At 66.7% G+C, this 21,534-nt stretch carries 20 protein-coding genes; 10 read left to right on the forward strand and 10 right to left on the reverse strand.

What is annotated here, in order from left to right:
* Nucleotides 1-22 precede the first annotated feature (22 nt).
* On the forward strand, nt 23-1,537 hold the full coding sequence (locus ACFV4R_RS09600; protein ID WP_377202321.1) for an amino acid permease: 1,515 nt from the start codon (nt 23-25) through the stop codon (nt 1,535-1,537).
* 100 nt (nt 1,538-1,637) lie between these two features.
* On the opposite strand, the gene ggt is transcribed toward ACFV4R_RS09600, so the two are convergent.
* Complete coding sequence (gene ggt, locus ACFV4R_RS09605; protein WP_377202322.1) at nt 1,638-3,500, reverse strand: gamma-glutamyltransferase; 1,863 nt, start codon at nt 3,498-3,500, stop codon at nt 1,638-1,640.
* 233 nt (nt 3,501-3,733) lie between these two features.
* On the opposite strand from ggt, the gene ACFV4R_RS09610 reads away from it, so the two are divergent.
* Together ACFV4R_RS09610 and ACFV4R_RS09615 are read left to right on the forward strand one after the other, a co-directional pair.
* The gene (locus ACFV4R_RS09610; RefSeq protein ID WP_377202323.1) at nt 3,734-5,059 is read left to right on the forward strand and encodes an ATP-binding protein; all 1,326 of its coding nucleotides are present in this window, start codon (nt 3,734-3,736) and stop codon (nt 5,057-5,059) included.
* Nucleotides 5,060-5,087: 28 nt separating this feature from the next.
* Nucleotides 5,088-6,347 carry a low temperature requirement protein A gene (locus ACFV4R_RS09615; protein ID WP_377202324.1) on the forward strand — a complete coding sequence of 420 codons (1,260 nt, stop codon included), beginning with the start codon at nt 5,088-5,090 and terminating at the stop codon, nt 6,345-6,347.
* Between the two features lie 20 nt (nt 6,348-6,367).
* On the opposite strand, the gene ACFV4R_RS09620 is transcribed toward ACFV4R_RS09615, so the two are convergent.
* The gene (locus ACFV4R_RS09620) at nt 6,368-6,568 is read right to left on the reverse strand and encodes an AsnC family protein (RefSeq protein ID WP_377202325.1); all 201 of its coding nucleotides are present in this window, start codon (nt 6,566-6,568) and stop codon (nt 6,368-6,370) included.
* Between the two features lie 48 nt (nt 6,569-6,616).
* Nucleotides 6,617-7,510 carry a tRNA glutamyl-Q(34) synthetase GluQRS gene (gluQRS, locus tag ACFV4R_RS09625; RefSeq protein WP_377202326.1) on the reverse strand — a complete coding sequence of 298 codons (894 nt, stop codon included), beginning with the start codon at nt 7,508-7,510 and terminating at the stop codon, nt 6,617-6,619.
* Nucleotides 7,511-7,835: 325 nt separating this feature from the next.
* On the opposite strand from gluQRS, the gene ACFV4R_RS09630 reads away from it, so the two are divergent.
* The 3 genes from ACFV4R_RS09630 (at nt 7,836) to ACFV4R_RS09640 (ending at nt 10,522) form a co-directional block, all read left to right on the forward strand.
* Nucleotides 7,836-8,294, forward strand: a complete 459-nt coding sequence (locus tag ACFV4R_RS09630; protein ID WP_056080624.1) for an Lrp/AsnC family transcriptional regulator — start codon at nt 7,836-7,838, stop codon at nt 8,292-8,294.
* A gap of 69 nt (nt 8,295-8,363) precedes the next feature.
* Entirely contained in the window at nt 8,364-9,848 is a 1,485-nt protein-coding gene (locus ACFV4R_RS09635) for a WXG100 family type VII secretion target (protein ID WP_377202327.1), read from the forward strand.
* Nucleotides 9,845-10,522 (forward strand): hypothetical protein, encoded by a 678-nt coding sequence (locus ACFV4R_RS09640; RefSeq protein WP_377202328.1) that lies wholly within the window; start codon nt 9,845-9,847, stop codon nt 10,520-10,522. The genes ACFV4R_RS09635 and ACFV4R_RS09640 overlap by 4 nt, the downstream gene beginning before the upstream one ends.
* 15 nt (nt 10,523-10,537) lie before the next feature.
* Here ACFV4R_RS09640 and ACFV4R_RS09645 read toward each other — a convergent pair whose 3' ends face one another.
* Nucleotides 10,538-10,993 (reverse strand): Lrp/AsnC family transcriptional regulator, encoded by a 456-nt coding sequence (locus ACFV4R_RS09645; RefSeq protein WP_015938915.1) that lies wholly within the window; start codon nt 10,991-10,993, stop codon nt 10,538-10,540.
* 106 nt (nt 10,994-11,099) lie between these two features.
* Here ACFV4R_RS09645 and ACFV4R_RS09650 point away from each other — a divergent pair, with 106 nt between their 5' ends.
* Complete coding sequence (locus ACFV4R_RS09650; protein ID WP_377202329.1) at nt 11,100-11,747, forward strand: LysE family translocator; 648 nt, start codon at nt 11,100-11,102, stop codon at nt 11,745-11,747.
* Here the strand turns inward: ACFV4R_RS09650 and ACFV4R_RS09655 are convergent.
* From ACFV4R_RS09655 to ACFV4R_RS09680, 6 genes are all read right to left on the reverse strand, one after another.
* Nucleotides 11,744-12,718, reverse strand: a complete 975-nt coding sequence (locus tag ACFV4R_RS09655; protein WP_377202330.1) for a hypothetical protein — start codon at nt 12,716-12,718, stop codon at nt 11,744-11,746. The genes ACFV4R_RS09650 and ACFV4R_RS09655 overlap by 4 nt on opposite strands.
* A gap of 65 nt (nt 12,719-12,783) precedes the next feature.
* Nucleotides 12,784-13,158 (reverse strand): nuclear transport factor 2 family protein, encoded by a 375-nt coding sequence (locus ACFV4R_RS09660; RefSeq protein WP_377202331.1) that lies wholly within the window; start codon nt 13,156-13,158, stop codon nt 12,784-12,786.
* Between the two features lie 40 nt (nt 13,159-13,198).
* Nucleotides 13,199-13,702: a DUF456 domain-containing protein gene (locus tag ACFV4R_RS09665; protein ID WP_377202332.1), complete on the reverse strand. Its 504-nt coding sequence runs from the start codon at nt 13,700-13,702 to the stop codon at nt 13,199-13,201.
* 110 nt (nt 13,703-13,812) lie between these two features.
* Entirely contained in the window at nt 13,813-15,012 is a 1,200-nt protein-coding gene (locus tag ACFV4R_RS09670) for an NADP-dependent malic enzyme (RefSeq protein ID WP_091716690.1), read from the reverse strand.
* A 286-nt stretch (nt 15,013-15,298) separates the two neighbouring features.
* Nucleotides 15,299-15,907 carry a TetR/AcrR family transcriptional regulator gene (locus tag ACFV4R_RS09675; protein ID WP_377202333.1) on the reverse strand — a complete coding sequence of 203 codons (609 nt, stop codon included), beginning with the start codon at nt 15,905-15,907 and terminating at the stop codon, nt 15,299-15,301.
* A 138-nt stretch (nt 15,908-16,045) separates the two neighbouring features.
* The gene (locus ACFV4R_RS09680; RefSeq protein ID WP_377202334.1) at nt 16,046-17,323 is read right to left on the reverse strand and encodes an MFS transporter; all 1,278 of its coding nucleotides are present in this window, start codon (nt 17,321-17,323) and stop codon (nt 16,046-16,048) included.
* 126 nt (nt 17,324-17,449) lie between these two features.
* Here ACFV4R_RS09680 and rraA point away from each other — a divergent pair, with 126 nt between their 5' ends.
* The 3 genes from rraA (at nt 17,450) to ACFV4R_RS09695 (ending at nt 21,466) form a co-directional block, all read left to right on the forward strand.
* Entirely contained in the window at nt 17,450-17,935 is a 486-nt protein-coding gene (gene rraA / locus ACFV4R_RS09685) for a ribonuclease E activity regulator RraA (RefSeq protein ID WP_377202335.1), read from the forward strand.
* 107 nt (nt 17,936-18,042) lie between these two features.
* The gene (locus tag ACFV4R_RS09690) at nt 18,043-19,710 is read left to right on the forward strand and encodes an MDR family MFS transporter (RefSeq protein ID WP_377202336.1); all 1,668 of its coding nucleotides are present in this window, start codon (nt 18,043-18,045) and stop codon (nt 19,708-19,710) included.
* 316 nt (nt 19,711-20,026) lie between these two features.
* Nucleotides 20,027-21,466 (forward strand): sugar porter family MFS transporter, encoded by a 1,440-nt coding sequence (locus ACFV4R_RS09695; protein ID WP_349034440.1) that lies wholly within the window; start codon nt 20,027-20,029, stop codon nt 21,464-21,466.
* The last annotated feature ends 68 nt before the right edge of the window (nt 21,467-21,534 follow it).

A 21,534-nucleotide genomic window follows, 5' to 3' on the forward strand; every position in this document is an offset into this window, starting at 1 on the left:
TTCCCCGTCTGTAAGGACACCCATGAGTCAGTCCCCACTCCCAGACCACGTCATCGACGGTGGTCACGCCCACGCCACCGAGACCTCGCTGCATGCCGAGGACAAGGGCTATCACAAGAGCCTGAAACCGCGGCAGATCCAGATGATCGCCATTGGCGGCGCCATCGGCACCGGCCTGTTCCTCGGTGCCGGCGGCCGCCTGAACGCTGCCGGCCCGTCGCTGGTGATCGCCTACGCCATCTGCGGCTTCTTCGCGTTCCTGATTCTGCGCGCCCTCGGCGAACTGGTGCTGCACCGGCCCTCGTCCGGCTCCTTCGTCTCCTACGCCCGTGAGTTCTTCGGGGAAAAGGCCGCGTTCGTTTCCGGCTGGTTCTACTGGATCAATTGGGCCACCACCACCATCGTGGACATCACTGCGGCCGCGCTGTACATGCACTTCTTCGGCAACTACGTCCCCTGGATGGCTGATGTCCCGCAGTGGGCCTGGGCCCTGATTGCCCTGGTGGTAGTCCTGAGCCTGAACCTGGTGTCCGTGAAGGTGTTCGGCGAGATGGAGTTCTGGTTCGCCCTCATCAAGGTCGCCGCCCTGGTGGCATTCCTCCTGGTGGGCACGTACTTCGTCATCTTCGGCACCCCGGTGGACGGCCAGCAGGTAGGCCTGAGCCTCCTCTCGGACAACGGCGGCGTCTTCCCCAACGGCCTGCTGCCCATGATCATCCTCATGCAGGGCGTCCTGTTCGCCTACGCCTCGATCGAGCTCGTGGGCACCGCGGCCGGCGAGACCGAGAACCCCGAAAAGATCATGCCCAAGGCCATCAACTCCGTGGTCTTCCGCATCGCCGTCTTCTACGTGGGCTCCGTGATCCTGCTGGCCCTGCTGCTGCCGTATACGTCCTACCAGAAGGGCGTCAGCCCGTTCGTGACGTTCTTCGGCTCCATCGGCGTCCAGGGCGTGGACGTGATCATGAACCTGGTGGTCCTCACCGCGGCGCTGTCTTCGCTGAACGCCGGCCTGTACTCCACCGGCCGCATCCTGCGCTCGATGTCCGTGAACGGATCCGCCCCGAAGTTCGCGTCCCGCATGAACAAGGCCGGCGTCCCCTACGGCGGCATCGCCATCACCGCCGGCGTCTCGCTGCTCGGTGTTCCGCTGAACTACCTGGTCCCGGCCGAAGCCTTCGAGATCGTGCTGAACATCGCCTCCGTAGGCATCATCATGACGTGGGCCACCATCGTCCTGTGCCAGATCCAGCTCAAACGCTGGGCCGACAAGGGATGGGTGGAGCGGCCGTCCTTCAGGATGTTCGGGGCCCCGTTCACCGGATACCTCTCCCTGGTCTTCCTGGTGGGTGTCCTGGTGATGGTGTTCATCGACTCACCGCTGACCATGATGGTCACAGCCATCGCCTCGGTGCTGATGGTGTTCGGCTGGTTCGCGTGCCGCAAGCGCATCCATGAGATCGCCGCAACCCGCGAAGGCCACACCGGCGTCGCGCCGGTGGTCGCCAACCCTCCGGCAGGCACCTTCAAGAAGTAGCGCTTCTTAACGTCCGACGGCGGCACCCGGGTTCTGGAACTACAGGACCCGGGTGCCGCCGTCAGGGTTTAAGGGCAGCTGCCCGCGGGCAGCCGCCGGCTCACCTGGCCGGTTTGACCACCATGGCCGATCCGCCACCGCGCCGTTCGGGTTCAGCGACCGCCGTCACACCACCGTCGCGATGGAACTCGATGGCCGTTGCTGCGCCGATCTCGGCCGCCGATGTGCCGGGACTGCCGGCCGCTACGAACTTGTGGCCGAACTTGGCCGCCAGGACCTTGCCGGAGGGCGAGTCGATGAAGCCCTGTTCCGCTGTCACATTGGCGGTGTTCCGCTGCGAGGCGCGGGGAGCCGCCACGGCGTCTTCAATGCTCATGCCGAGGTCGATCCGGTTAACCAGCGTCTGCAGCACAGTAGTGATGATCGTCGAGCCGCCGGGGGAACCGAGGGCCAGGAATGGGTCGCCATCCTTGAGCACGATGGTGGGCGACATCGAGGACCGGGGGCGCTTGCCGGGCTGGATCCGGTTGGGGTCGTCCGCCTTGTACTCGGTGGAGAAGTCCGTGAGTTCGTTGTTCAGTATGAAGCCACGGCCGGGAACCACAATGCCCGATCCACCGGTCTGTTCAATGGTGAGCGTGTACTCCACCACGTTGCCCCACTGATCCGAGACGGTGAGGTTGGTGGTGTTGATGTTCTCGGTGTCCTTGGCGTCCTCGCCAACCGCAGGCGCGACATCGCAGGTGCCGTCGTAATTGGCCACGTCGCCGGCCGGCACGGGCTTCGCTGCCGCTTTCCGGGGATCGATCTTGCAGGCGCGCTCCTTGCCGAACACGTCATCGAGGAGCGCCTCCGTGGGAACCTCCACGAAATTGGGATCGCCGACGTACTTGGCCCGGTCAGCGAAGGCAAGCGCGGACGCCTCCAGGTAGTGGTGCAGGACGTCGGACTGGTTCTTGGCGTTGCCCTTGCCCCTCACCAGGTCAGGCAGTTCGAACGGGGCCAGGATATTCAGGGCCTCGCCCACGGTTGTGCCGCCGCTGCTGGACGGTGCCATGCCGTAGACGTCGTACCCCCGGTATTCCACATGAGTGGGGTCCTGGTTCAGGACCTCGTAGTTGGCCAGGTCCTCGGCGGTCATGTAGCCCTTGGGGACGGGCAGCTTGGTGGTTGCCGTCTTGGGCGGGTTCTGGACCGTCGCAGCGATTTCCTCGGCCAGCGGCCCCTCGTAGAAGGCGTCAGTGCCCTCGTCGCCGAGCAAGCGGTAGGTGGCGGCGAGGTCGGGGTTCTTCAGGACAGATCCGACAGCGGGCGCCTTGCCGCCCGGAAGATAGAGCTCGCTGGTGGACGGGAAGGCGGAGAAGCGCACCCTGTTTTCTTCGGTTTGGAGGTTGAAGGTGCCGTCCACGGTGAATCCGTTGTCTGCCACGTCAATGGCAGGCTTTAGGGCATCGCCGAGGCTCAGGCTGCCCCAGCGTTCGAGGGCCCGCTCCCACGTGGCCGCCGTGCCGGGGACGCCTACGGAGACGCCGCTGGTGACGAGTTCCGGGGAGAAGTTGTACGCCTTGCCGGTCTTGGGATCGATGAACGCATCGTTCGGCATTGCCGCAGGTGCGGTTTCGCGGCCGTCCAGTGTGTGCACCTCGCCGCTCTTTGCGTCGTAGTACACGAAGTAGCCGCCTCCGCCGATGCCGGCTGAGTAGGGCTCCGTCACCCCCAGGGTTGCTGCCGCGGCCACGGCGGCGTCCACGGCGTTGCCGCCCTTGCGGAGCACCTTAATGGCGGCAGCGGAAGCATCGGCGTCCACCGTGCTGACCGCTCCCCCGTATCCGGTGGCTGTGGCTTTCTTCTCGGGCTCGTCGTCCCACTTGTGGGCCGAGGCCGGGCTCATGATGGCTCCGGACGTCACGCTCATCGCCAGTGCAGCCGTTAAGGCTCCTACCCGGCGTCCCAGATGTGGCATGGTTGCTCCTAGGGGTTTGGGTGATGTGCATCACACGCTACTCCTCGTGCCGGACAGGCTCAACGCCCCCGGCTACCCTGCGGAGCACCCCGGAGTTGCTTGGCACCCAAAGGAACTGCTGCCGGCAGCCCGTCATGCAACGGGACCGCAACGGGGAACGTCCATCGCATCGCTTATGCTCGCTGCAGTAGAGACCATGGGCAGTTCAACGGGGAACCAACAGGAGTGACGGCATGACCAACTGGCGGATCAGGGATTTCCATTCGGCGGACCTGGACGGGATCCTGCACCTGTGGGAGACGCTGAAGGCAACTAACGTGGAACCGGTGTACGCGCTCTCCGAGGTCCTGGCCTCGTGCGAGAAGGACCATGCCGTGGTGGCGGTGCTGGGTGACCAGGTGGTGGGCGCCGCCGTGGGGCGTGCCGCGCACGACCAGGGCTGGATTGTCTTCCTGGCCACCCTGCCGGAGTACCGCGGCCGGGGCATCGGCACCTCACTGCTGGCCGCCGTCGAAAACCGGATGGCCCCGCACGGGCTGAACAAGCTCTCCGCCCTGATGCCTGAATCCGAAACCCGGGTGGAAGCATTCCTGGGCCGCGGCTTCGCGCTGAAGAAGAACCTGCGCTACTTCGAACGCACCATCCCCGTGCAGCGGCAGGAGCTCGGTGCGCTGGGCCAGCTCGGCGGCCGCGTCCTCGCCCGCGACCTCTGGGAAAACGTCGCCGGGATGCGGAAGGAAAAGGAACTCCTGGAACGCCGCCTGGTACTGCCGCTGGCCGAGGCGGATCTCGCGGACGAATTCGGCGTGGTGCCGCCGCGCGCCGTCGTACTTTTCGGCCCTCCCGGCACCGGCAAGACCACCTTCGCCAAGGCCATCGCCTCCCGCTTGGAGTGGCCGTTCGTGGAGGTGTTCCCGTCCCGCCTCGCCGCGGATCCGCAGGGCCTGGCAGGGGCACTGCGGGAAACCTTTCTGGAGATCGCCGAACTCGAGCACGCGGTGGTCTTCATCGACGAGGTGGAGGAGATCGCCTCCCAGCGCGCCGGGGACCCGCCCTCACCCCTGCAGGGCGTCACCAATGAGCTGCTGAAGATCATTCCGGCGTTCCGGGAACAGCCCGGCCGGATCCTGGTCTGCGCCACCAACTTCATCCGTGCCCTGGACACCGCGTTCCTGCGGCACGGCCGGTTCGACTACGTCATTCCCATCGGCCTGCCGGACCGGCAGGCCCGCGAGGCCATGTGGCAGCGCTTCATCCCCGCCCCCGTGGTGGATGACGTGGACGTGGAACTCCTCGTGGAGCGGACCGAGGGCTTCTCCCCGGCGGACATCGAGTATGCCGCGCGGAGCGCCTCCCAGCGGGCTCTCGAAAACGTTGTTTACGGCAAGGACAGCGACGGCGGGCTGGCCTCCGATGCGCGGCCGTCCGTCCGGGAGGCGGTACGGAAGGGGCCCTCCACAGAGGATTACCTCGCGGCGATCGCCGAAACCCGCACCACCGTCAGCGCCGAGGTGCACCAGGACTTCCTCGAAGACATAGACGCTTTGGGCAGGGTCTGAACGGGTCCGGTCCGGCTATCTTTGAGGCATGTCCTCAAACCCCCTTCGGCATGCGTTCGCGCGCATGGGCGGCCGCGATCCTCATGAGAAACACCGGGCAGCCACCCCGCTGGAGCTTTTCTTCGACCTGACGTTCGTTATTGCCTTTGGCGTGGCGGGAAGCCAGTTCGCCCATGAAATCGCAGAAGCCCACGTGTTGCCCGGGCTAATCGGGTTCGCCTTCGCGATGTTCGCCGTGATCTGGGCCTGGATCAATTTCACCTGGTTCGCCAGCGCCTACGACACGGACGACTGGGTGTTCCGCGTGGTCACCATGGTCCAGATCGTGGGCGTCCTGATCCTCACCATGGGAATCGAACCGATGTTCCACTCGATCGTCGAGGGGCAGCACGTGGACAACAGGGTCATTGTGGGCGGCTACATCCTGATGCGCCTGGCCCTGGTGGCGCAGTGGATGCGGGCTGCGCGCCAGGATCCTGCCCGCCGCGAGACGTGCCTGCGCTACGCCCGGTACCTGGCCATCGTCCAGTTGGGTTGGGTGGCGGTGCTGATCCTCGACACCGGGGTTGCCGCCACCCTCCTGATGGTGGTTCCGCTGGTGGCACTGGAGATGGCCACGCCCTATTTTGCCGAGCGCAGGGCAACCACCCCATGGCATGCACACCACATCGCCGAACGGTACGGACTGCTCGCCATCATTGCCCTGGGTGAGTGCCTGATCGGTGCCATCGAGACGTTGCGCGCGTTTGTAGCCAACAGCGGGTGGACCATGGACGCGGCCCTGGTGGGATTCGGCGGAACGGCGTTGGCCTTTGGCATGTGGTGGGTGTACTTCATGCTGCCTGCCGGGCGGGCGCTGCACCTGCGGCGGCACCGGTCCTACCTGTTCGGCTACGGCCATATCCCCATTTTCGCGGCCATCGCCGCCACCGGCGCCGGCCTCCACGTCGCCGCGTACTACATCGACCACGAGGCCCACATCAGCGCTGCGGCAGCCGTGGCGAGCATCGCCATTCCGGTGGCAGTCTTCAAGGCAACCCTCACCTGGCTGTACATCGTGATGATGGGAACCGACCGGATGGTCATCGCGGTTGCGGCGGGTGTCATCGCTGTCCAGGGCGGTGCCGTGGCCCTGGCCGCGGTTGGCACCTCTGTCCCCGTGTGCCTGCTGGTCATCGTGGCCGCCCTGGCCGCCTCGATCGTCATTGACGAGAAACGCGGCAGCGACCGGGTGCATGCGGCCTTGTCGAAGCTTGAGACGGGCGCGGAGCCGGGGCTTCCGGCGTAGGGCAAAGCAGTCCGGCCGGGCTACTGCTTGCCGTACTTCCGGTGTACCGCCTGCTTGGTGACGCCCAGGCACAGCGCAATGGCCTCCCAGGACAAGCCGGCCTGCCTGGCGCCGCGCACCAGGGCCGCCTCCGCCCGGCTGACTTCCTTCTGCAATTCGGCAACGGCCTGCAGGGCCTCGGCGGGGCCCTTGCCGTCCATTGATCCAACGAGTGTCTTCATCCGGTCCACCTCCACGCCGTCAACATTAGTTGACGGCGTGGGTGCGCGTCAACGATTGTTGACGAAGCCCTCCCAAACCCAGGGCGAGGTCGGCACCCGGGCGGGATGAAAGGCGCCGAGCGCCTGGCGCAGCGGCACCGGGGGGAGCCCGAGTGACGCCAGCAGCCGGTTCCGGACCTGGTCCACCCGAACGCCCGCAGCGTCGAGGTCGCCGATCGTCACGGCACCATCGCGCTTCGCCAGCCGGACGCCGTCGGAATTCACCACCAGCGGGACGTGGGCATATTCCGGAACTGGAATATTCAGGAGGGAGGCGAGATATGCCTGCCTGGGGGTCGAGGGAAGCAGGTCGTCGCCGCGGACCACCTGGTCAATGCCCTGGTCGGCATCGTCCACCACCACCGCCAGGTTGTATGCGGTGACACCGTCGTTGCGGCGGAGCACGAAGTCATCCACCACACCGGTGTAGGCGCCGTGCAGGACATCCCGGACAGTGAACTCCGCAACGTCGGCGCGCAGCCGGATGGCCGCTGGCCGGGTGGAGCGCTTGAACTCCAGCTCTGCGGGTTCAAGGTTGCGGCAGGTGCCGGGATAGGCGCCCTGGGGTGCATGCGGGGCGGAGGGGGCTTCCTGGATTTCACGGCGGGTGCAGAAGCACTCGTAGGTGAGGCCTGCGGACTGCAGGCGCCCGATGGCCTCCTCATACAAGGATCCGCGTGCAGTCTGCCGGACCACCGCACCGTCCCAGTCCACCCCTACCGCGGCGAGGTCGCGCAACTGGACGGCCTCGGCCCCTGCGCGGGCCCTGTCCAGGTCCTCAACGCGCAGGAGGAAGCTGCGGCCCGTGGAGCGGGCGAAGAGCCAGGCGAGGATGGCGGTACGAAGGTTGCCCACGTGCAGTTCGCCGGAAGGGCTAGGGGCGAAGCGGCCGGCCAAAGTCATGCATCCAGCCTATGCGGAACAGCACAAGAGCCCCTCAGCCACCGATATGACCGGACATCCGGTGGATCGGTAGCCCAGGGGCTCTCGTCAGTGGGTGCGGAAAGACGATGCGTGAACAAGAGTCAATCAGCGGCGGCCTCCTTGCGGGAAGCTGTTCGCGGCGCCCGGGTGGTGTACCGGAGGCCGGTGGCCTGCGGGCAGTGGCGGTAACCGCTGCCGTGTTGCCAACATTTCAGCACCAGCCATACAGTTGGTGCAACCGGCCGCGCGTTCGTTAGTCAGTCTGACTAATCCATGCGCACTATGTCAGACGAAAGTAGGCAAATTGCAGGAACTCGACACCACGGACCGGCGGATCCTCCGGGCGCTGGACGAGGACCCGCGGGTTCCCATCATGGTGCTGGCGCAGCGGCTGGGGCTGGCACGCGGCACTGTGCAGTCGCGCCTGGAGCGGATGACGGCGGCCGGCGCGCTCCGGCCCAACAGCAGCAGGGTCCTTCCCGCGGCATTGGGCCGCGGGGTGGCGGCGTCGGTGAGCGCAGAACTGGACCAAAGCCACCTCAATGAGGCCATCGCCGCCCTGCGGAACATTCCGGAGGTCCTGGAATGCCACGCACCCGCCGGAGACACCGACCTCCTGATTCGGGTGGTGGCCACAAGCCCGGATGACCTGTACCGGGTATCGGAGGAAATCCGGCTGTGCCCGGGAATCGTACGCACCTCCACCAGCATGTTCCTGCGCGAAGTCATTCCCTACCGCACCACGGGTCTGCTGGACGGATAGCCCTCCCCATCGCCCCGCTGAACCTTCCCGGATAGGCTGGCACGGTACATCCACACAGGGGGAATCATCATGGCGGGTACCTTTTACGGCGGCGACGTGGCCCAGCTCCGGCAACTCGCCAAGGACCTCGCCGGCGGTGCCAACCGGCTCAACGCCCTGGGCCAGCAGCTCAACAGCACCATCAGCTCCGGGCTGTGGAAGGGGCACGACGGCGACAGGTTCCGCAGCGAATGGACGTCCTCCCACATCAAGCTGCTGAGGTCCGCCACGGCCGGGCTCGAATCGGCGTCAAAGGCGTTGCTGGCCAACGCGGACGAACAGGAACGGGCCAGCAATGGCGCCGGCGGCGGCAGCGGTGGTGGCCCGGGCCAGTCGGGCGGGGGCGGCGGAACAGCGCAGGACCTGACCGACACCCTGAACTCGATGACGCCGGACGAGCGCCGGGACTACCTGCAGAGCGAAGAGTTCAGGCAATGGGCGCTGGCCAACCCGGAAGCCGCCAAGGCCGCCATGGATGCGGCAGCGGACTCCGGCCTGATCGACAAGAACTCCCCGGAGTACGCCGATTTCCTCAGCGACTACTGGAATAACCAGGCCATGCTGGACATGGGCATCGATCCGGCCACCTGGGATACCGCCAACGGCACCGAAGCCAACTGGGACACCATCCGCAGCGTCTACGACTTCTACGGCCAGGCCTACCTGGCCAACCCGGACCTGCAGTGGGCCGGCATGGCCAACATGATCGGACCGTCCTTCGCGGGCGGCTTCCGCGACATGGCCATGATGCGGGACCTCGCGCAGCAGATCGCCAACAATCCGGCGTCCAACATCCCGCTGCCCATCCTGGACCAGATCGAACAGCTGGCCGGAATGACCGATGACGAGATCCGCTTCTACGAAACCAGCATGCTGGACATGAACAAGGAAATCTTCCTGGACCAGGCGCGCCAGCACCAGGCGTACCTCAACGGCGGCCTGGACGAGATCAACCGGCTCCATGATTCCGGCGCCATCGATGCCGGAACGGCGGAGGCCTGGGCCAACATCGATTCCGGCGACCCGGACCGCGTCCAGGAAGGCAACACCGCCCTCCTGTACCGCGAGCAGAACGAAATCATTGCCGACGATTACGACAACATGCGCAGCCACCCCGGCGGTGAAGCCGTGACCTACATGGTGACCCTGGCCGGCGAGCCCTCCATCCCGGGGGCCAGGAGCTACGCAGAGGTGTTCCCCTACACCTTCAGCGTGGAAAGCCCAGGCCCGCAGAACGTGCCGTTCACCAACTGGGACAACCCCACGCAGTTCCGCACCGACTTCACCACGGGTTTCCCGGACGGCAACATTGCCAACGCGGACCAGCGCTGGGAACTCATCCGGCAGGACACCCTGCCCGCCTACCAGGACCTGCTGGCCTCTGACCCGGACCGGGCAGCCCAGATCATCGGCTCCGACTTTGACTCCCGGGTGGACCAGTACCGGCCCACCAACAACATCCCCCAGATCATGGACCGATTCCTGGACGGCTTCGACGCGGAGGTCCACCAGTGAGCACCACCCACACAGCCGCAGCCGGGAAGCAAAGGCGCGCATCCGGCGTCGTACTCCTCCTGCCGGTCCTGGCCGCCGGCCTGGCCCTGGGCGGCTGCCAGCTGTCCGCGCCCGATCCCGCCACCCCGTCCTCCGCCACATCACCTTCTGCAGGGAGCACCGTGAAAACCTCTGAATTTTCCACCCTTGATGCCGCCGGCGTAGAGACCATCCGCAGCACCGGGGCCGCACGGCTGGACATGAGCTCCGGCACGCTGGACAAGGCCGCCGTCCAGGTGACTCCGGACAGCTACGGCCCCGAGATCAACACCCGCGGCGCCGGAAAGATCAACCTGACCATCGTGGCGCCCAGCGGCGAAATCACGGGCGAAACGGACCGCATCCGGTTCAACACCACTGACAAGCGCACGGACTTCAGCGAGGTCACCTACTTCCTCACCGCACCATCCGCCGAGGAGTACTTCGCCCTGATCCGTGACGGCGTGCAGCGTTACGGGATCGACGGGGACTCCGCCGAGCGGTGGATCAGCAGCACCGAAAGCGACCCGGAGGGGAAGAGCGATTTCTCCATCACCTCCGGAACGGCCACCGGCCTGGACGTGAATTACGACCTGAGGTACGACGGCGGCAAGGACACCCAGGTGATCATCGTCCACGTCCGCCCGGCCGACTGAGGGAACGGGCAGCCGCTACACCGGCGGCCCGGCGTTCGATTTGAGGTTCTTCATCACCAGGGTGGAGGTCAGCCGTTCCACGCCGGGCAGGGATGTCAGCTCTGCGTCGTAAAAGCGCTGGTACGCGGGCAGGTCCTCGGCGATGACCTTCAGCAGGTAGTCCGGCGAACCGAAGAGCCGCTGCGCCTCCACGATGTTCGGGTTGTCCGCCACGCGGTTCTCGAAGATCTCCATGGTGGGCCGGTCCACCTGGCGCAGCGTGACGAAGACAATCGCCTCAAACCCCAGGCCCACGGCCCCTGGATCGATGTCCGCTTTGTAGCCCCGGATCACCCCTGACTGCTCCAGGTCGCGCAGCCGGCGGTGGCACGGGGCCACGGTCAGCCCCACCTTGGCGGCAAGCGCGGTGGCGGTCATCCGCCCATCCTCTTTGAGGTGGCGCAAGATATTCCTGTCGATGGCATCTATCACGCAAAAATCCTACTGCGTGGCTAGCGTGCCGCGCGAAAACCGGACAGCACTTCCGGCCTGAAACTTCCTACAGTTACTCCTGAACGATCCCCTGACAGGAGAACCCATGAATCCGGAGCTGTTCCTGGCCTTTGTGCTGGTGGCCGCAGCCCTCGCCTGCACCCCCGGCGTGGACTGGGCCTACTCCATCACGGCAGGGCTTGGACAGCGCAGTTTCGTGCCCGCCGTGGCCGGGCTGTGCGGCGGCTACGTCCTGCACACCGCCCTGCTGGTGGCTGGGCTCGCCGCGGTGCTGACGGGCATGCCCGGCGTGCTGGGCTGGCTGACGCTGGCGGGCGCCGGCTACCTGATGTGGCTGGGCATCAGCACGCTCCGCTCGTGGCGCGGGGCGTCCTTCAGTGCGGCAGGCGCCGTCGGACGTCCCGGCGCAACGCGGCTGCGCACTTTCCTGCAGGGCATGGGCACCAGCGGCATCAACCCGAAGGGCCTGCTGTTCTACGTGGCCCTGATCCCGCAGTTCGTCAGCGCGGACGCCTCACTGCCGGTACCTGTGCAGTCCGGGCTTCTGGGCATGACGTTCGTGGCGCTGGCCGGGCTGGTCTACACGGCCGTGGCGCTGCTGTCCCGCACGCTGCTGCAGAGCAGGCCCGGGGCAGCACGGGCCGTGACCCTTGCCAGCGGGATCATCATGGTCCTGCTGGGGACAGTGCTGCTGGGCGAACAGCTGGTTCCCCTGGTGGCGGGCCGCGCCTAGTCCTCGCTGAGGTTCTTCCAGTCCTGTTCCCAGATGCGGCGCATTTCCTGGTCCTTGCGGATGGGAACCGGAGCGGCGATTTCCCGCTGCGGCACCGGGTCCTCGTGCCGCCTGCCCCAGTCGCGCGGATTGAGCGAGCGCCGGCTGGCGTCGAGCAGGAGCAGCGCCTTGTCGGTCAGGGCATCGTTCCGGAGCACCAGGTGAGTCTTGCGGCGCCGCAGCACCTCGGTGATGGCCTGCTGAGCGGCGTCGAGCCGGCCTTCCCGGCGCAGGGCGCGGGCACGGACCAGGAGCAGCGCGGCAGACAGGTCATCGGCATTCAGGAGCCCCTCAGTCCAGTCGATCACGGTGCGGCTCCGGCCCAGGCTGAGCGCCAGCGAGCACCGGGCCAGGGCCATGGGGAGCGACGGCGGCAGCCCGGTGAGGGCGTCCAGCGCCGCCTCGGTCCGGCCGGTCTCGCGCAACGCGTGGGCCAGCGCCAGGAACACCGATTCCTCGCTGAACAGGACGGGAACCTCCACCCGTTCCGCCAGTTCGATCCGGGTGACAATGCGCCGCAGGTAGGTGGCGGAGTAGCGGTTCGCGTCGTCGTCGTTCCGGGTGGTGAGCCCGCGCTGCAGCAGCTCCGAGGCGCGGAGGTACCCGCCGTGCTGGTAGACCAGCAGCCCGGACATCAGGTAGCACAGGCCGGCCCAGCCCGGGTAGGTGCGGGCCAGGGCGATCAGCCGCTCGGGTTCACGGCTGGAGAAGACAGCGTCGTGAACCTCCTTGGCCGGCCGGGGCATCCGCCGGAGCCGTGGCACCTCGCCGTTGATCGCGAGCAGCGACGGGTTGCGGGCGCCCAGCACCCCGGTCAGCAGGCCACCCACTCCCCCGGCAAGGTCGTGGACAGGCGTGCGCAGGTGCGCCTGGCCGAACGGCGTCAGGTCACGGCTGTCCCAGTAGATCGGTGCGCTGTCCCCGGCAGTCATCTTTCCATGCTAACGAAAGACCGGCCGCTGCCCACGCGGGGCAGGTTTTCCGCTGCCGGCCGGGCTCAGGGCCTCGCCATGAACCACTCGGTGAACGAGGCGGCGCGGCCGGACCCGTCAAAGCGCACCACCCAGAGATTGTCATAGCTGGGCTGGTCCCCGGCATAAACGGTCACGCCTTGAACGAAGGCCGTGGGGCCGTCGGTTCCCAGCAGGTCCCAGCTGAAGGTCCAGTCCTGGGGTTCGTCCCGGGCAGCCAGCCAGCCGTCCACGATCCCGTCCCGGCCGGTCCAGGCGTCGGGGTCGTGCGGCCGGGTTTCATACCGCGCATTCTCCGTGAAAAGTGCGCGGATGTGCTCCGGATCGTTGCTGGACCATGCGGCCTGGTAGTTGTCCATCCACGTGGCGATGTGCAGGGCTGCTTCCACGGGCTCGGTCATCCCCCCGTTGTACGCGCCTGCCTGACCCGGCGCAAGGGAACTACCCGTTCACCGCGGCAATCCACACCCCGATGACCCAGGCGCTTGCGGCCAGGCACGCCAGCCCGAATTCGGCGAGCATCCCGATGCCGGTGGCTTTGAGTGCGGCCCAGCTGGACCGGGCCGCGGTGGGCAGGTTGCGAGTGCGCAGGACTTCGCTGAGGAGCAGGCCTGCGGCGAACCCGACGAACAGGCCCACCACCGGGATGATGAACATGCCGGCCACACCGGCCACCAGTCCCACCACGATGCTGCGGCTGGGGATGGCATGCTCCTTGAGCTTCCGCCCGGTGAGGACGGCGCTGGCGGCCATCCCGGCGGCCACAAAGATGATGCCGACGGCGAACACTACCCAGCCGGCGGGACCGGCGCCGCCCCAGATGGCCCACGCCAGCAGGCTGGCCCCGATCAGGATGCTGCCGGGCAGGACGGGGATGATGGTCCCCGCCACACCCACCAGGATCGCAAGGCCGCACAGGATGGTCACCACGGTCTCGGAAGTCATGGCACCCAGTCTAGGGTGGCGCAGCTGCCGGCCCGGACCGCGTTAAAGCCCGACGGCGGTGCCTCCTTTCGGGGAAGGAGGCACCGCCGTCGCGCATTACGGGGGGTGGACTACTCCGCTTCCACCGCCGCGGCCACGGCCGCTGTCACCGCGGGGGCAACCCGGGGGTCGAGGGGGCTGGGCACGATGTAGTCGGCGGCCAGGTCCTCGGCGGCAAGCTCGGCGATGGCGTTGGCCGCCGCCAGCTTCATGGCCGGCGTAATCCGGCGGGCGCCGGCGTCCAGGGCGCCACGGAAGATGCCGGGAAACGCCAGGACGTTGTTGATCTGGTTGGGGAAGTCGCTGCGGCCCGTGGCCACCACGGCGGCGTACTTGGCGGCGACCTCCGGCAGGACCTCGGGGTCCGGGTTGGAGAGCGCGAACACGATGGCGTCCTGGTTCATCAGGGCAAGGTGTGCCTCGTCCAGTTTGGAGGAGGAAACGCCGATGAAGACGTCCGCTCCGGCAAGCGCCTCGGCCGGGCCGCCTTCCACCCCGCGGGGGTTGCTGCGGCCGGCGATGTCCGCCTTCTTGCTGGAGGTGTCTGCAGCCAGGTCGGCACGGGTGCTGTTGATGACGCCGCGGGAATCCAGCAGGACGACATCCGGGATGCCGGCGGCCAGGAGGATTTCGGCGACGGCGATTCCCGCGGCACCGGCCCCGGAAACCACTACCTTCAGGCTGTCCAGGCTGCGGCCGGTCACCTTGGCGGCGTTGGTCAGGGCGGCCAGTGCTACCACCGCGGTGCCGTGCTGGTCGTCATGCATGACCGGGCAGTCCAGGGCCTCGATCAGCTTTTCCTCAAGCTCGAAGCAGCGCGGAGCGGCGATGTCCTCAAGGTTGACGGCGCCGAAGCTGGGACGCAGGCGGACGAGGGTCTCCACGATTTCGTCGACGTCGCTGGTGTTCAGCACCAAGGGGATGGAATCAAGGTCGCCGAAGCTCTTGAAGAGTGCGGACTTGCCCTCCATTACGGGCAGGGAGGCGCTGGCACCGATGTTGCCCAGGCCCAGGACTGCGGTGCCGTCGCTGACAACGACCACCAGGCGCTCGGCCCAGGTCAGGGTGCGGGCGAGCTCGGGCTGCTTGTGGATGGCGCGGCTGACCTCGGCCACACCGGGGGTGTAGGCAATGGACAGGTCGCGCTTGTTGGACAGCGGGACGGTGCTGGCGATGGAGAGCTTTCCGCCCTGATGGGCGTCGAAGATCTCGGCTTCGGTCAGTGCTGTGGCTGCGGAATTATCAGTGGCTGTGGCTGCGTCAATGGACACGTCGTTGTCTCCTGGTGCTCGCCGTGCACGCACGGCACATGGGGCCGGACCCATGCGGGCTCCGGCAGGGAAAATGGTGCGACAGGAAACCCAGGGGTGGCGGGTCCGTAGGAGCCCCCGGGGATGTTCGCTCCCTGCTGCTCCGCTGGATCAATGGTAGGCAAGCGCCGGAGCCCGCAACGGCGGTCTTGACAGCGGAAACAGCCGCCAAATCGTTTATTCAAGCTTATTTGTGACTCACGACACGCCATAAAGGCGTATTTAATGCCGAATTGGTCTAGACCGGTTACGCCGACTGGTGGAGTGTGAACCGGGCATCCGCGGCCGGGGAGAGCCGGGCGCAGGCCTTTTTTAGGTCTTCTTCGGCCTCGAAGAGGGACAGGCGGCGGTTCCGGACAGACTGGACCAGACCAGTGACGGACAGCAGCAGGACCCTGGCCGCCACGGCATCGCCGGCAGCGGCCTCCACGGCCTTTTCGCCCAGGGCGTCGATGTCGCGCAGCAGGGCCGTGGTGTCCCGGTCGGGAAGGTAGACCCCGCGGCTCAGGCACCGTTCCACGGCAGGCTGCATGACCCGCATGTGGAAGATCTCCATCACGACACCGGGGAGGGCGCGGCCGCGGAACCGGTCCGACTCGCGCCGCGCAGCGGCCTCCAGCTCTTCCAGCTGGTGGCGGTACAGAGCCAGCACCAGGTGCGTGGAGGACGGAAAATAGCGGTACACCGTCCCCAGCGGAACGTCTGCCTTCTCGGCGATCTCTGACAGGTCCACGGAGTCCAGGCCCTTCCGGGCAGAGGAGGCAGCGGCTTCGAGCATGCGTGCATAGCGAAGGCGCTGGCGTGGTGCAGTGGGCCTGGCGGCCATGGGCGGATGGTCTGAAACAGTCTCGGTCATCAGCATTTTCCGGGGTTGTGTCCTGGGGTTACTGCTGCCGGAGCTCCCCCATCCATACAGCCCCGCAGCCGGCTCAACTATACGGCACCAGCCGGCGCTGCAACTCGTCAGTGGCCTTACCAACGGCCGCCGGAAGGGTCAGTCCACGCCCTTGATCTTGACGACGAAAACGGCGCCCAGCAGGCCGATAACGGCCGCCGTGGTGAAGAGGGTGCCGTACCCGCCGAACTGCGTCACCGCCAGGTAAGCGAGGTACGTCGCGAATACTTGCGGCAGTGAGGCGGCCACGTTAATGACCCCCATATCCTTGCCGCGGTCCGCGGCCTGCGGGAGCACCTGCGTCAGCAGGGCGAAGTCAACGGCCTGGTAGGCGCCGAAGCCTATGCCGAGGATGGCGGCCCCAATCAGGGCACCGGTCCACACGGGGAAGAACGCCATGGTGAGGCCTGCCATGGCGATCATGGCGGAGGAGGCGATCACGAATGGTTTGCGCTTGCCCACTCTGTCGCTCCACGGCCCCGCGATCACCGCAGTGATCATCACCAGCGCCGCATAGATGCCGGTAAGGGTCAGGACACCCAGCGCCGGATTTTCATGCTTGATGACGTCGGTGAGGAAAAAGATCAGGTAGACGATGGTGAGCTGGTTGCAGACGTTGACCAGGAAGCGGGTGAGCCACGCCCATGCGAAGTCCGGATGGCGGGCCGGGCTGATCCAGAAGCCGCGGAGGAACTTGCCCCACGAGAAGGGCGGGCGGAGCTCCCCGGGCAGCGGCGGGTCATTCCGGTGGAACAGGTAGGGCAGCACAGAGACCAGCAGGGCTCCGGCGCACAGCCAGTAACCCACCATGAAGTTGCCGGAAACCACCGCCCCGAAGACTGCCCCGAGGAGGATTCCCGCCGTTTGGCCAAGGGCGGCCAGTCCCCCCACGCCGCCGCGCTGTAGCACTGGCACGCGGTCGGGGATGGCGGCGGTGATGGCCGCGTAGGCCGCGTTGGCGCCCAGCTGGACCAGGCACCAGAACAAGACCAGCAGGGCGACAGCCGTAGCCCCGGACATTGCCAGCAACGCTGCCGCGGCCAGGATGGCACCCGCCAGCACCCAGGGGGAACGCCGGCCAAAACCTGAGACCGTCCGGTCGGACAGAGCGCCGAAGAGCGGATTGGCCACTAGGGATACGGCGGCTCCGCACCCAAGTATGAGGGAGGCGATGGCTTCCTTGTTGGCTTCGTCGATGCCAGTGGCCTGCTGGGCGATAAAGACATTGATGGGTCCAAAGAACGCGGCGTTGATGCCCACGTTGACCAGCACCAGCCCGGTGACCCAGCGCGCGGTGACCTTCTGCGTCGGCTCGGCGAGCGCCGCGGACGTGGTCCGTGGAACGTCCGGCGGGACCGGTGTGTTGGACGTGCTCATTGCTGGTTCCCCCCGGGGCAGGTGCTGATGCTGGAAATCAGACTATCGTGGGCCTTGCCCGGCGTCTGTGCCGCACGCCGGGGCGGTTGTGAGCGCGCGGCACCCCGAGGCTCGAAGGAGAACCACATGAACGCTGCTACCACCCCTGCCATCAACACGGCGGACCTCTACGACGAGCGCGGCGATGAGCTGGCGTCCGTGGCGCTGCAGTTCCAGTCCCTGGGCGGCCGCACGCACTTCTCCGGGCAGGCCCGGACCATCCGCTGCTTCCAGGACAACGCCCTGGTGAAGTCCACACTGGCAACCCCCGGCAACGGCAACGTGCTGGTGGTGGACGGCGGCGGCTCGCTGGGGACCGCCCTGATGGGGGACATGATCGCCGAAAGCGCCGTGGCGAACGGCTGGGCCGGCGTCGTGATCAATGGGGCGATCCGGGACCGCGAAGCCATCGCCAAGCTGGACCTCGGCGTGAAGGCGCTGGGCAGCAACCCCCGGAAGAGTGCCAAGGCCGGAGCGGGCGAAGTGGACGTTGACGTGGTGATCGACGGCGTCACCATCCGCACGGGCGCCATGATCTGGTGCGATCCGGACGGCATCCTCGTGGAGCCGTAACCCGGCGGCCAAAAAAATTCCCGCGCCGGGGAATGGAAGTACGGGTAAGATAGTTACTGAAAGCAACTATCAAATGCTTACTTCCCTTTTCTTCCCCTGGAGCACCTATGTCCAAAGCCACTGCCGCGCCCGGCGCCGGAGATACCCTGACGCAGCGCCAGATCGTCACCGTGATGGTGGGCCTGATGCTGGGCATGTTCCTGGCCTCGCTGGACCAGACCATCGTGTCCACGTCCATCTACACCATCGCCAACGACCTGGACGGCCTCTCGCTCCAGGCGTGGGCCACCACGGCGTACCTGATCACGTCCACGGTCAGCACCCCGCTCTACGGCAAGCTGAGTGATATCTTCGGCCGCCGGCCCCTTTACCTGAGTGCCATCGTGATCTTCCTGGCGGGCTCGGTCTATGCCGGTTCTGTCCACTCCATGACGGAGCTTGCCCTGGCCCGCGGTGTCCAGGGCCTCGGCGCCGGCGGCCTGCTGGCGCTCGCCCTGACCATCATCGGCGACATTGTCTCGCTCAAGAACAGGGCCAAGTACCAGGGCTACTTCATGTCCGTGTTCGGCATCTCTTCGGTGCTGGGACCCGTGGTGGGCGGTGCCTTCGCCGGAACCTCCAACATCCTGGGCTTTGACGGCTGGCGCTGGGTGTTCTTCATCAACGTTCCCATCGGCCTCGCCGCCCTGGTGGTGGTGTTCCTGTTCCTCCACCTGCCGGCCAAGCACCTGAAGCAGAAAATCGACTACTGGGGCGCGGCAGCCATCACCGTGGCCATCGTCCCCCTGCTCCTGGTGGCCGAGCAGGGCCGTTCCTGGGGCTGGGCGTCCACCAACTCCTTCCTCTGCTATGGCCTGGGCGTGGTGGGCATCGCCTGGTTCCTGCTGGCCGAGAAACGCGCCGGGGACTACGCCCTGATCCCGCTGCGGCTTTTCAGCAACATCACCTTCGGGCTGTCCTCGCTGCTGAACTTCATCATCGGCATCGGCATGTTCGGCGCCATCGCCATGCTTCCCATGTACCTCCAGCTCGTGAAGGGCCTCACGCCCACCGAGGCCGGCCTGATGATGATCACCTTCACCGTAGGCATCCTGTTCGGGTCCATCACCGCCGGGCGGACCATCTCCGCCTCCGGCACCTTCCGGATCTTCCCCATCATGGGCACGGGAATCCTCACGGCCGCAGCACTGGTCATGGGGTTGTCGCTTCGCGTGGACACGGCCCTGTGGGTCCCCGGACTGATCGCCGTCTTCTTCGGCGTGGGCCTGGGCTTCTGCATGCAGCCGCTCACCCTGGCCATGCAGACCTCCGTGCCGCCGCGTGACATGGGCGTGGGGACATCCTCGGCCGCCTTCTTCCGGTCCATGGGCGGAGCCGTGGGAACCGCCGTCTTCATCTCCATGCTGTTCAGCCTGGCGGCCGACAAGATCGCCGACGGCATGAAGGCAGCAACCACCGATGCCGCGTACCTTGCCGTCCTGAAGGACCCTGCGGTGGCGGCGGACCCGGCCAACGCCAAGCTGTACGACTTCTTCAAGAACGGCGCGTCCAACGATTCGCTCAACGACACCAGCTGGCTGCACACGGCCAACAGCACCCTGACCCGGCCCATCACTGAAGGCTTCGCCGGTTCGATCGACGCCGTGATGCTGACAGCTGCGGTGCTGACCGGAATCGCGTTCCTCATCAGCCTCGCGCTGCCGAAGAAGAAGCTGACGGACCCCAACGCCACTCCCCCGCAGGACAACGACACCCTGCAGGTCCCCGCCCACTAAACGCGAGCTCACTTGTGGTGTCCAAAACACCAACGCGCGCTCACTTGTGGCGGCATTAACCGGAACCCTTTCGCACACCGTGCGGGAGGGTTCCGGCGTTTCTCCCTAAGTACTGCGCGCCCGGGCGAGGCGTACGACGGCGGCACGCACCGTCGTCGTCCGCGTCCACTGCGGGAGGGGAGCCGGCGCGGGCCTGCTTCAACTGGAACGGTTCGCCGTGGCATGGAACACTACCGTAAGTACACTGGCCATTTAGCCGGTCCGCAGCCGACGACGTCCGCGCGAACTCCACCACACCCCAAACCCAGGGAGAACCATGCCCACTGCACAGGAGCAGACCAAGACCCGCATACCGCAGCGGGTGATCTGGCTGGCCCTTGCGGGAGCGGTGGGCGGATTCCTCTTCGGCTTCGACTCGTCCGTGGTGAACGGTGCCGTGGACGCCATGAAGGGCGAGTTCGCGCTCTCCGAAGCGGTGACCGGGTTCGCCGTCGCCGTTGCGCTGCTGGGCTGCGCCGCCGGCGCCTACCTGGCCGGGAAGGTGGCCGACAAGTACGGCCGCATCCCCGCCATGAAGATCGGCGCGCTGCTGTTCCTGGTCAGCGCCATCGGCACCGGCTTCGCGTTCAGCGTGTGGGACCTCATTTTCTGGCGGCTGGTGGGCGGGCTCGGCATTGGCCTCGCCTCCGTGATTGCCCCTGCATATATTTCCGAAATCTCGCCGCGGCAGGTCCGCGGGCGGCTCGCCTCCCTGCAGCAGCTGGCCATCACCACCGGTATTTTCGCGGCCCTGCTGTCGGACGCCCTCCTGGCCACCAGCGCCGGCGGCGCGGACCAGTCCTTCTGGCTGGGCATCGAGGCGTGGCGCTGGATGTTCCTGGCCGCCGCCGTTCCCGCCCTGGTTTACGGCTGGATTGCCTTCACGCTCCCGGAGTCCCCGCGGTTCCTGGTATTCCAGGGCAAGGACGAAGAAGCACGCAAGATCTTCGACAGCATCGCCCCGGCCGATGACACCGAGCGCCACATCCGGGAAATCCGGGATGCCATCGAGGAAGACAAGATCGCCGGTCAGAAGGGCTCGCTGCGCGGCAAGACCTTCGGCCTGCAGGCGGTGGTGTGGGTGGGCATCATCCTCTCCATGCTGCAGCAGTTCGTGGGCATCAACGTGATCTTCTACTACTCCACCACCCTGTGGAAGGCCGTCGGTTTCCGGGAAGAGGATTCCCTGGCCATCTCGGTGGCCACATCCGTCACCAACATCCTGGTCACCCTGGTGGCCATCGCCCTGGTGGACCGGATTGGACGCCGCCCCATCCTGCTGGTTGGTTCCGTGGGCATGGCCGTCTCCCTGGGTGCCATGGCCCTGGCCTTCTCCTCCGCAACCGGATCCGGCGAAGACATCACCCTCCCGGGCGCCTGGGGGCCGGTGGCCCTGGTGGCGGCCAACGTGTTCGTAGTCAGCTTCGGCGCCTCCTGGGGTCCGCTGGTGTGGGTGCTGCTCGGCGAGATCTTCCCGTCCCGCATCCGTGCCCGCGCCCTGGGACTCGCAGCGGCGGCACAGTGGGTGGCCAACTTCGCCATTACGCTCAGCTTCCCGGTGATGTCCGCCGTGTCCCTGCCGCTGACCTACGCCATGTACGCACTGTTCGCCGCGGCATCCTTCTTCTTCGTGATGTTCAAGGTGCCGGAGACCAACGGCATGTCCCTTGAGCAGGCCGAGACCCTGTTCGTGGCGAAGGGCTCGGCGAAGGGCTGACAGCAGGCCCTGCTGAACGCGGGTCCGGCTGAACTCCTTCAGGGAACCACCCGCTAGATTGGACGGGT

Source organism: Pseudarthrobacter sp. NPDC059871 (assembly GCF_042731175.1).
Taxonomy (GTDB): Bacteria; Actinomycetota; Actinomycetes; order Actinomycetales; family Micrococcaceae; genus Arthrobacter.

Excerpts from the sequence above, each read along its gene's own strand:
- ACFV4R_RS09655 (WP_377202330.1), bottom strand. The coding sequence starts at position 12,718 with ATGACTGCCGGGGACAGCGCACCGATCTACTGGGACAGCCGTGACCTG.
- ACFV4R_RS09650 (WP_377202329.1), top strand. The coding sequence starts at position 11,100 with ATGAATCCGGAGCTGTTCCTGGCCTTTGTGCTGGTGGCCGCAGCCCTC.
- ACFV4R_RS09695 (WP_349034440.1), top strand. The coding sequence starts at position 20,027 with ATGCCCACTGCACAGGAGCAGACCAAGACCCGCATACCGCAGCGGGTG.
- ACFV4R_RS09615 (WP_377202324.1), top strand. The coding sequence starts at position 5,088 with ATGTCCTCAAACCCCCTTCGGCATGCGTTCGCGCGCATGGGCGGCCGC.
- ACFV4R_RS09635 (WP_377202327.1), top strand. The coding sequence starts at position 8,364 with ATGGCGGGTACCTTTTACGGCGGCGACGTGGCCCAGCTCCGGCAACTC.
- ACFV4R_RS09675 (WP_377202333.1), bottom strand. The coding sequence starts at position 15,907 with ATGACCGAGACTGTTTCAGACCATCCGCCCATGGCCGCCAGGCCCACT.
- ACFV4R_RS09610 (WP_377202323.1), top strand. The coding sequence starts at position 3,734 with ATGACCAACTGGCGGATCAGGGATTTCCATTCGGCGGACCTGGACGGG.
- ACFV4R_RS09665 (WP_377202332.1), bottom strand. The coding sequence starts at position 13,702 with ATGACTTCCGAGACCGTGGTGACCATCCTGTGCGGCCTTGCGATCCTG.
- ACFV4R_RS09690 (WP_377202336.1), top strand. The coding sequence starts at position 18,043 with ATGTCCAAAGCCACTGCCGCGCCCGGCGCCGGAGATACCCTGACGCAG.
- gluQRS (WP_377202326.1), bottom strand. The coding sequence starts at position 7,510 with ATGACTTTGGCCGGCCGCTTCGCCCCTAGCCCTTCCGGCGAACTGCAC.
- ACFV4R_RS09660 (WP_377202331.1), bottom strand. The coding sequence starts at position 13,158 with ATGACCGAGCCCGTGGAAGCAGCCCTGCACATCGCCACGTGGATGGAC.
- ACFV4R_RS09680 (WP_377202334.1), bottom strand. The coding sequence starts at position 17,323 with ATGAGCACGTCCAACACACCGGTCCCGCCGGACGTTCCACGGACCACG.
- ggt (WP_377202322.1), bottom strand. The coding sequence starts at position 3,500 with ATGCCACATCTGGGACGCCGGGTAGGAGCCTTAACGGCTGCACTGGCG.
- ACFV4R_RS09600 (WP_377202321.1), top strand. The coding sequence starts at position 23 with ATGAGTCAGTCCCCACTCCCAGACCACGTCATCGACGGTGGTCACGCC.
- rraA (WP_377202335.1), top strand. The coding sequence starts at position 17,450 with ATGAACGCTGCTACCACCCCTGCCATCAACACGGCGGACCTCTACGAC.
- ACFV4R_RS09620 (WP_377202325.1), bottom strand. The coding sequence starts at position 6,568 with ATGAAGACACTCGTTGGATCAATGGACGGCAAGGGCCCCGCCGAGGCC.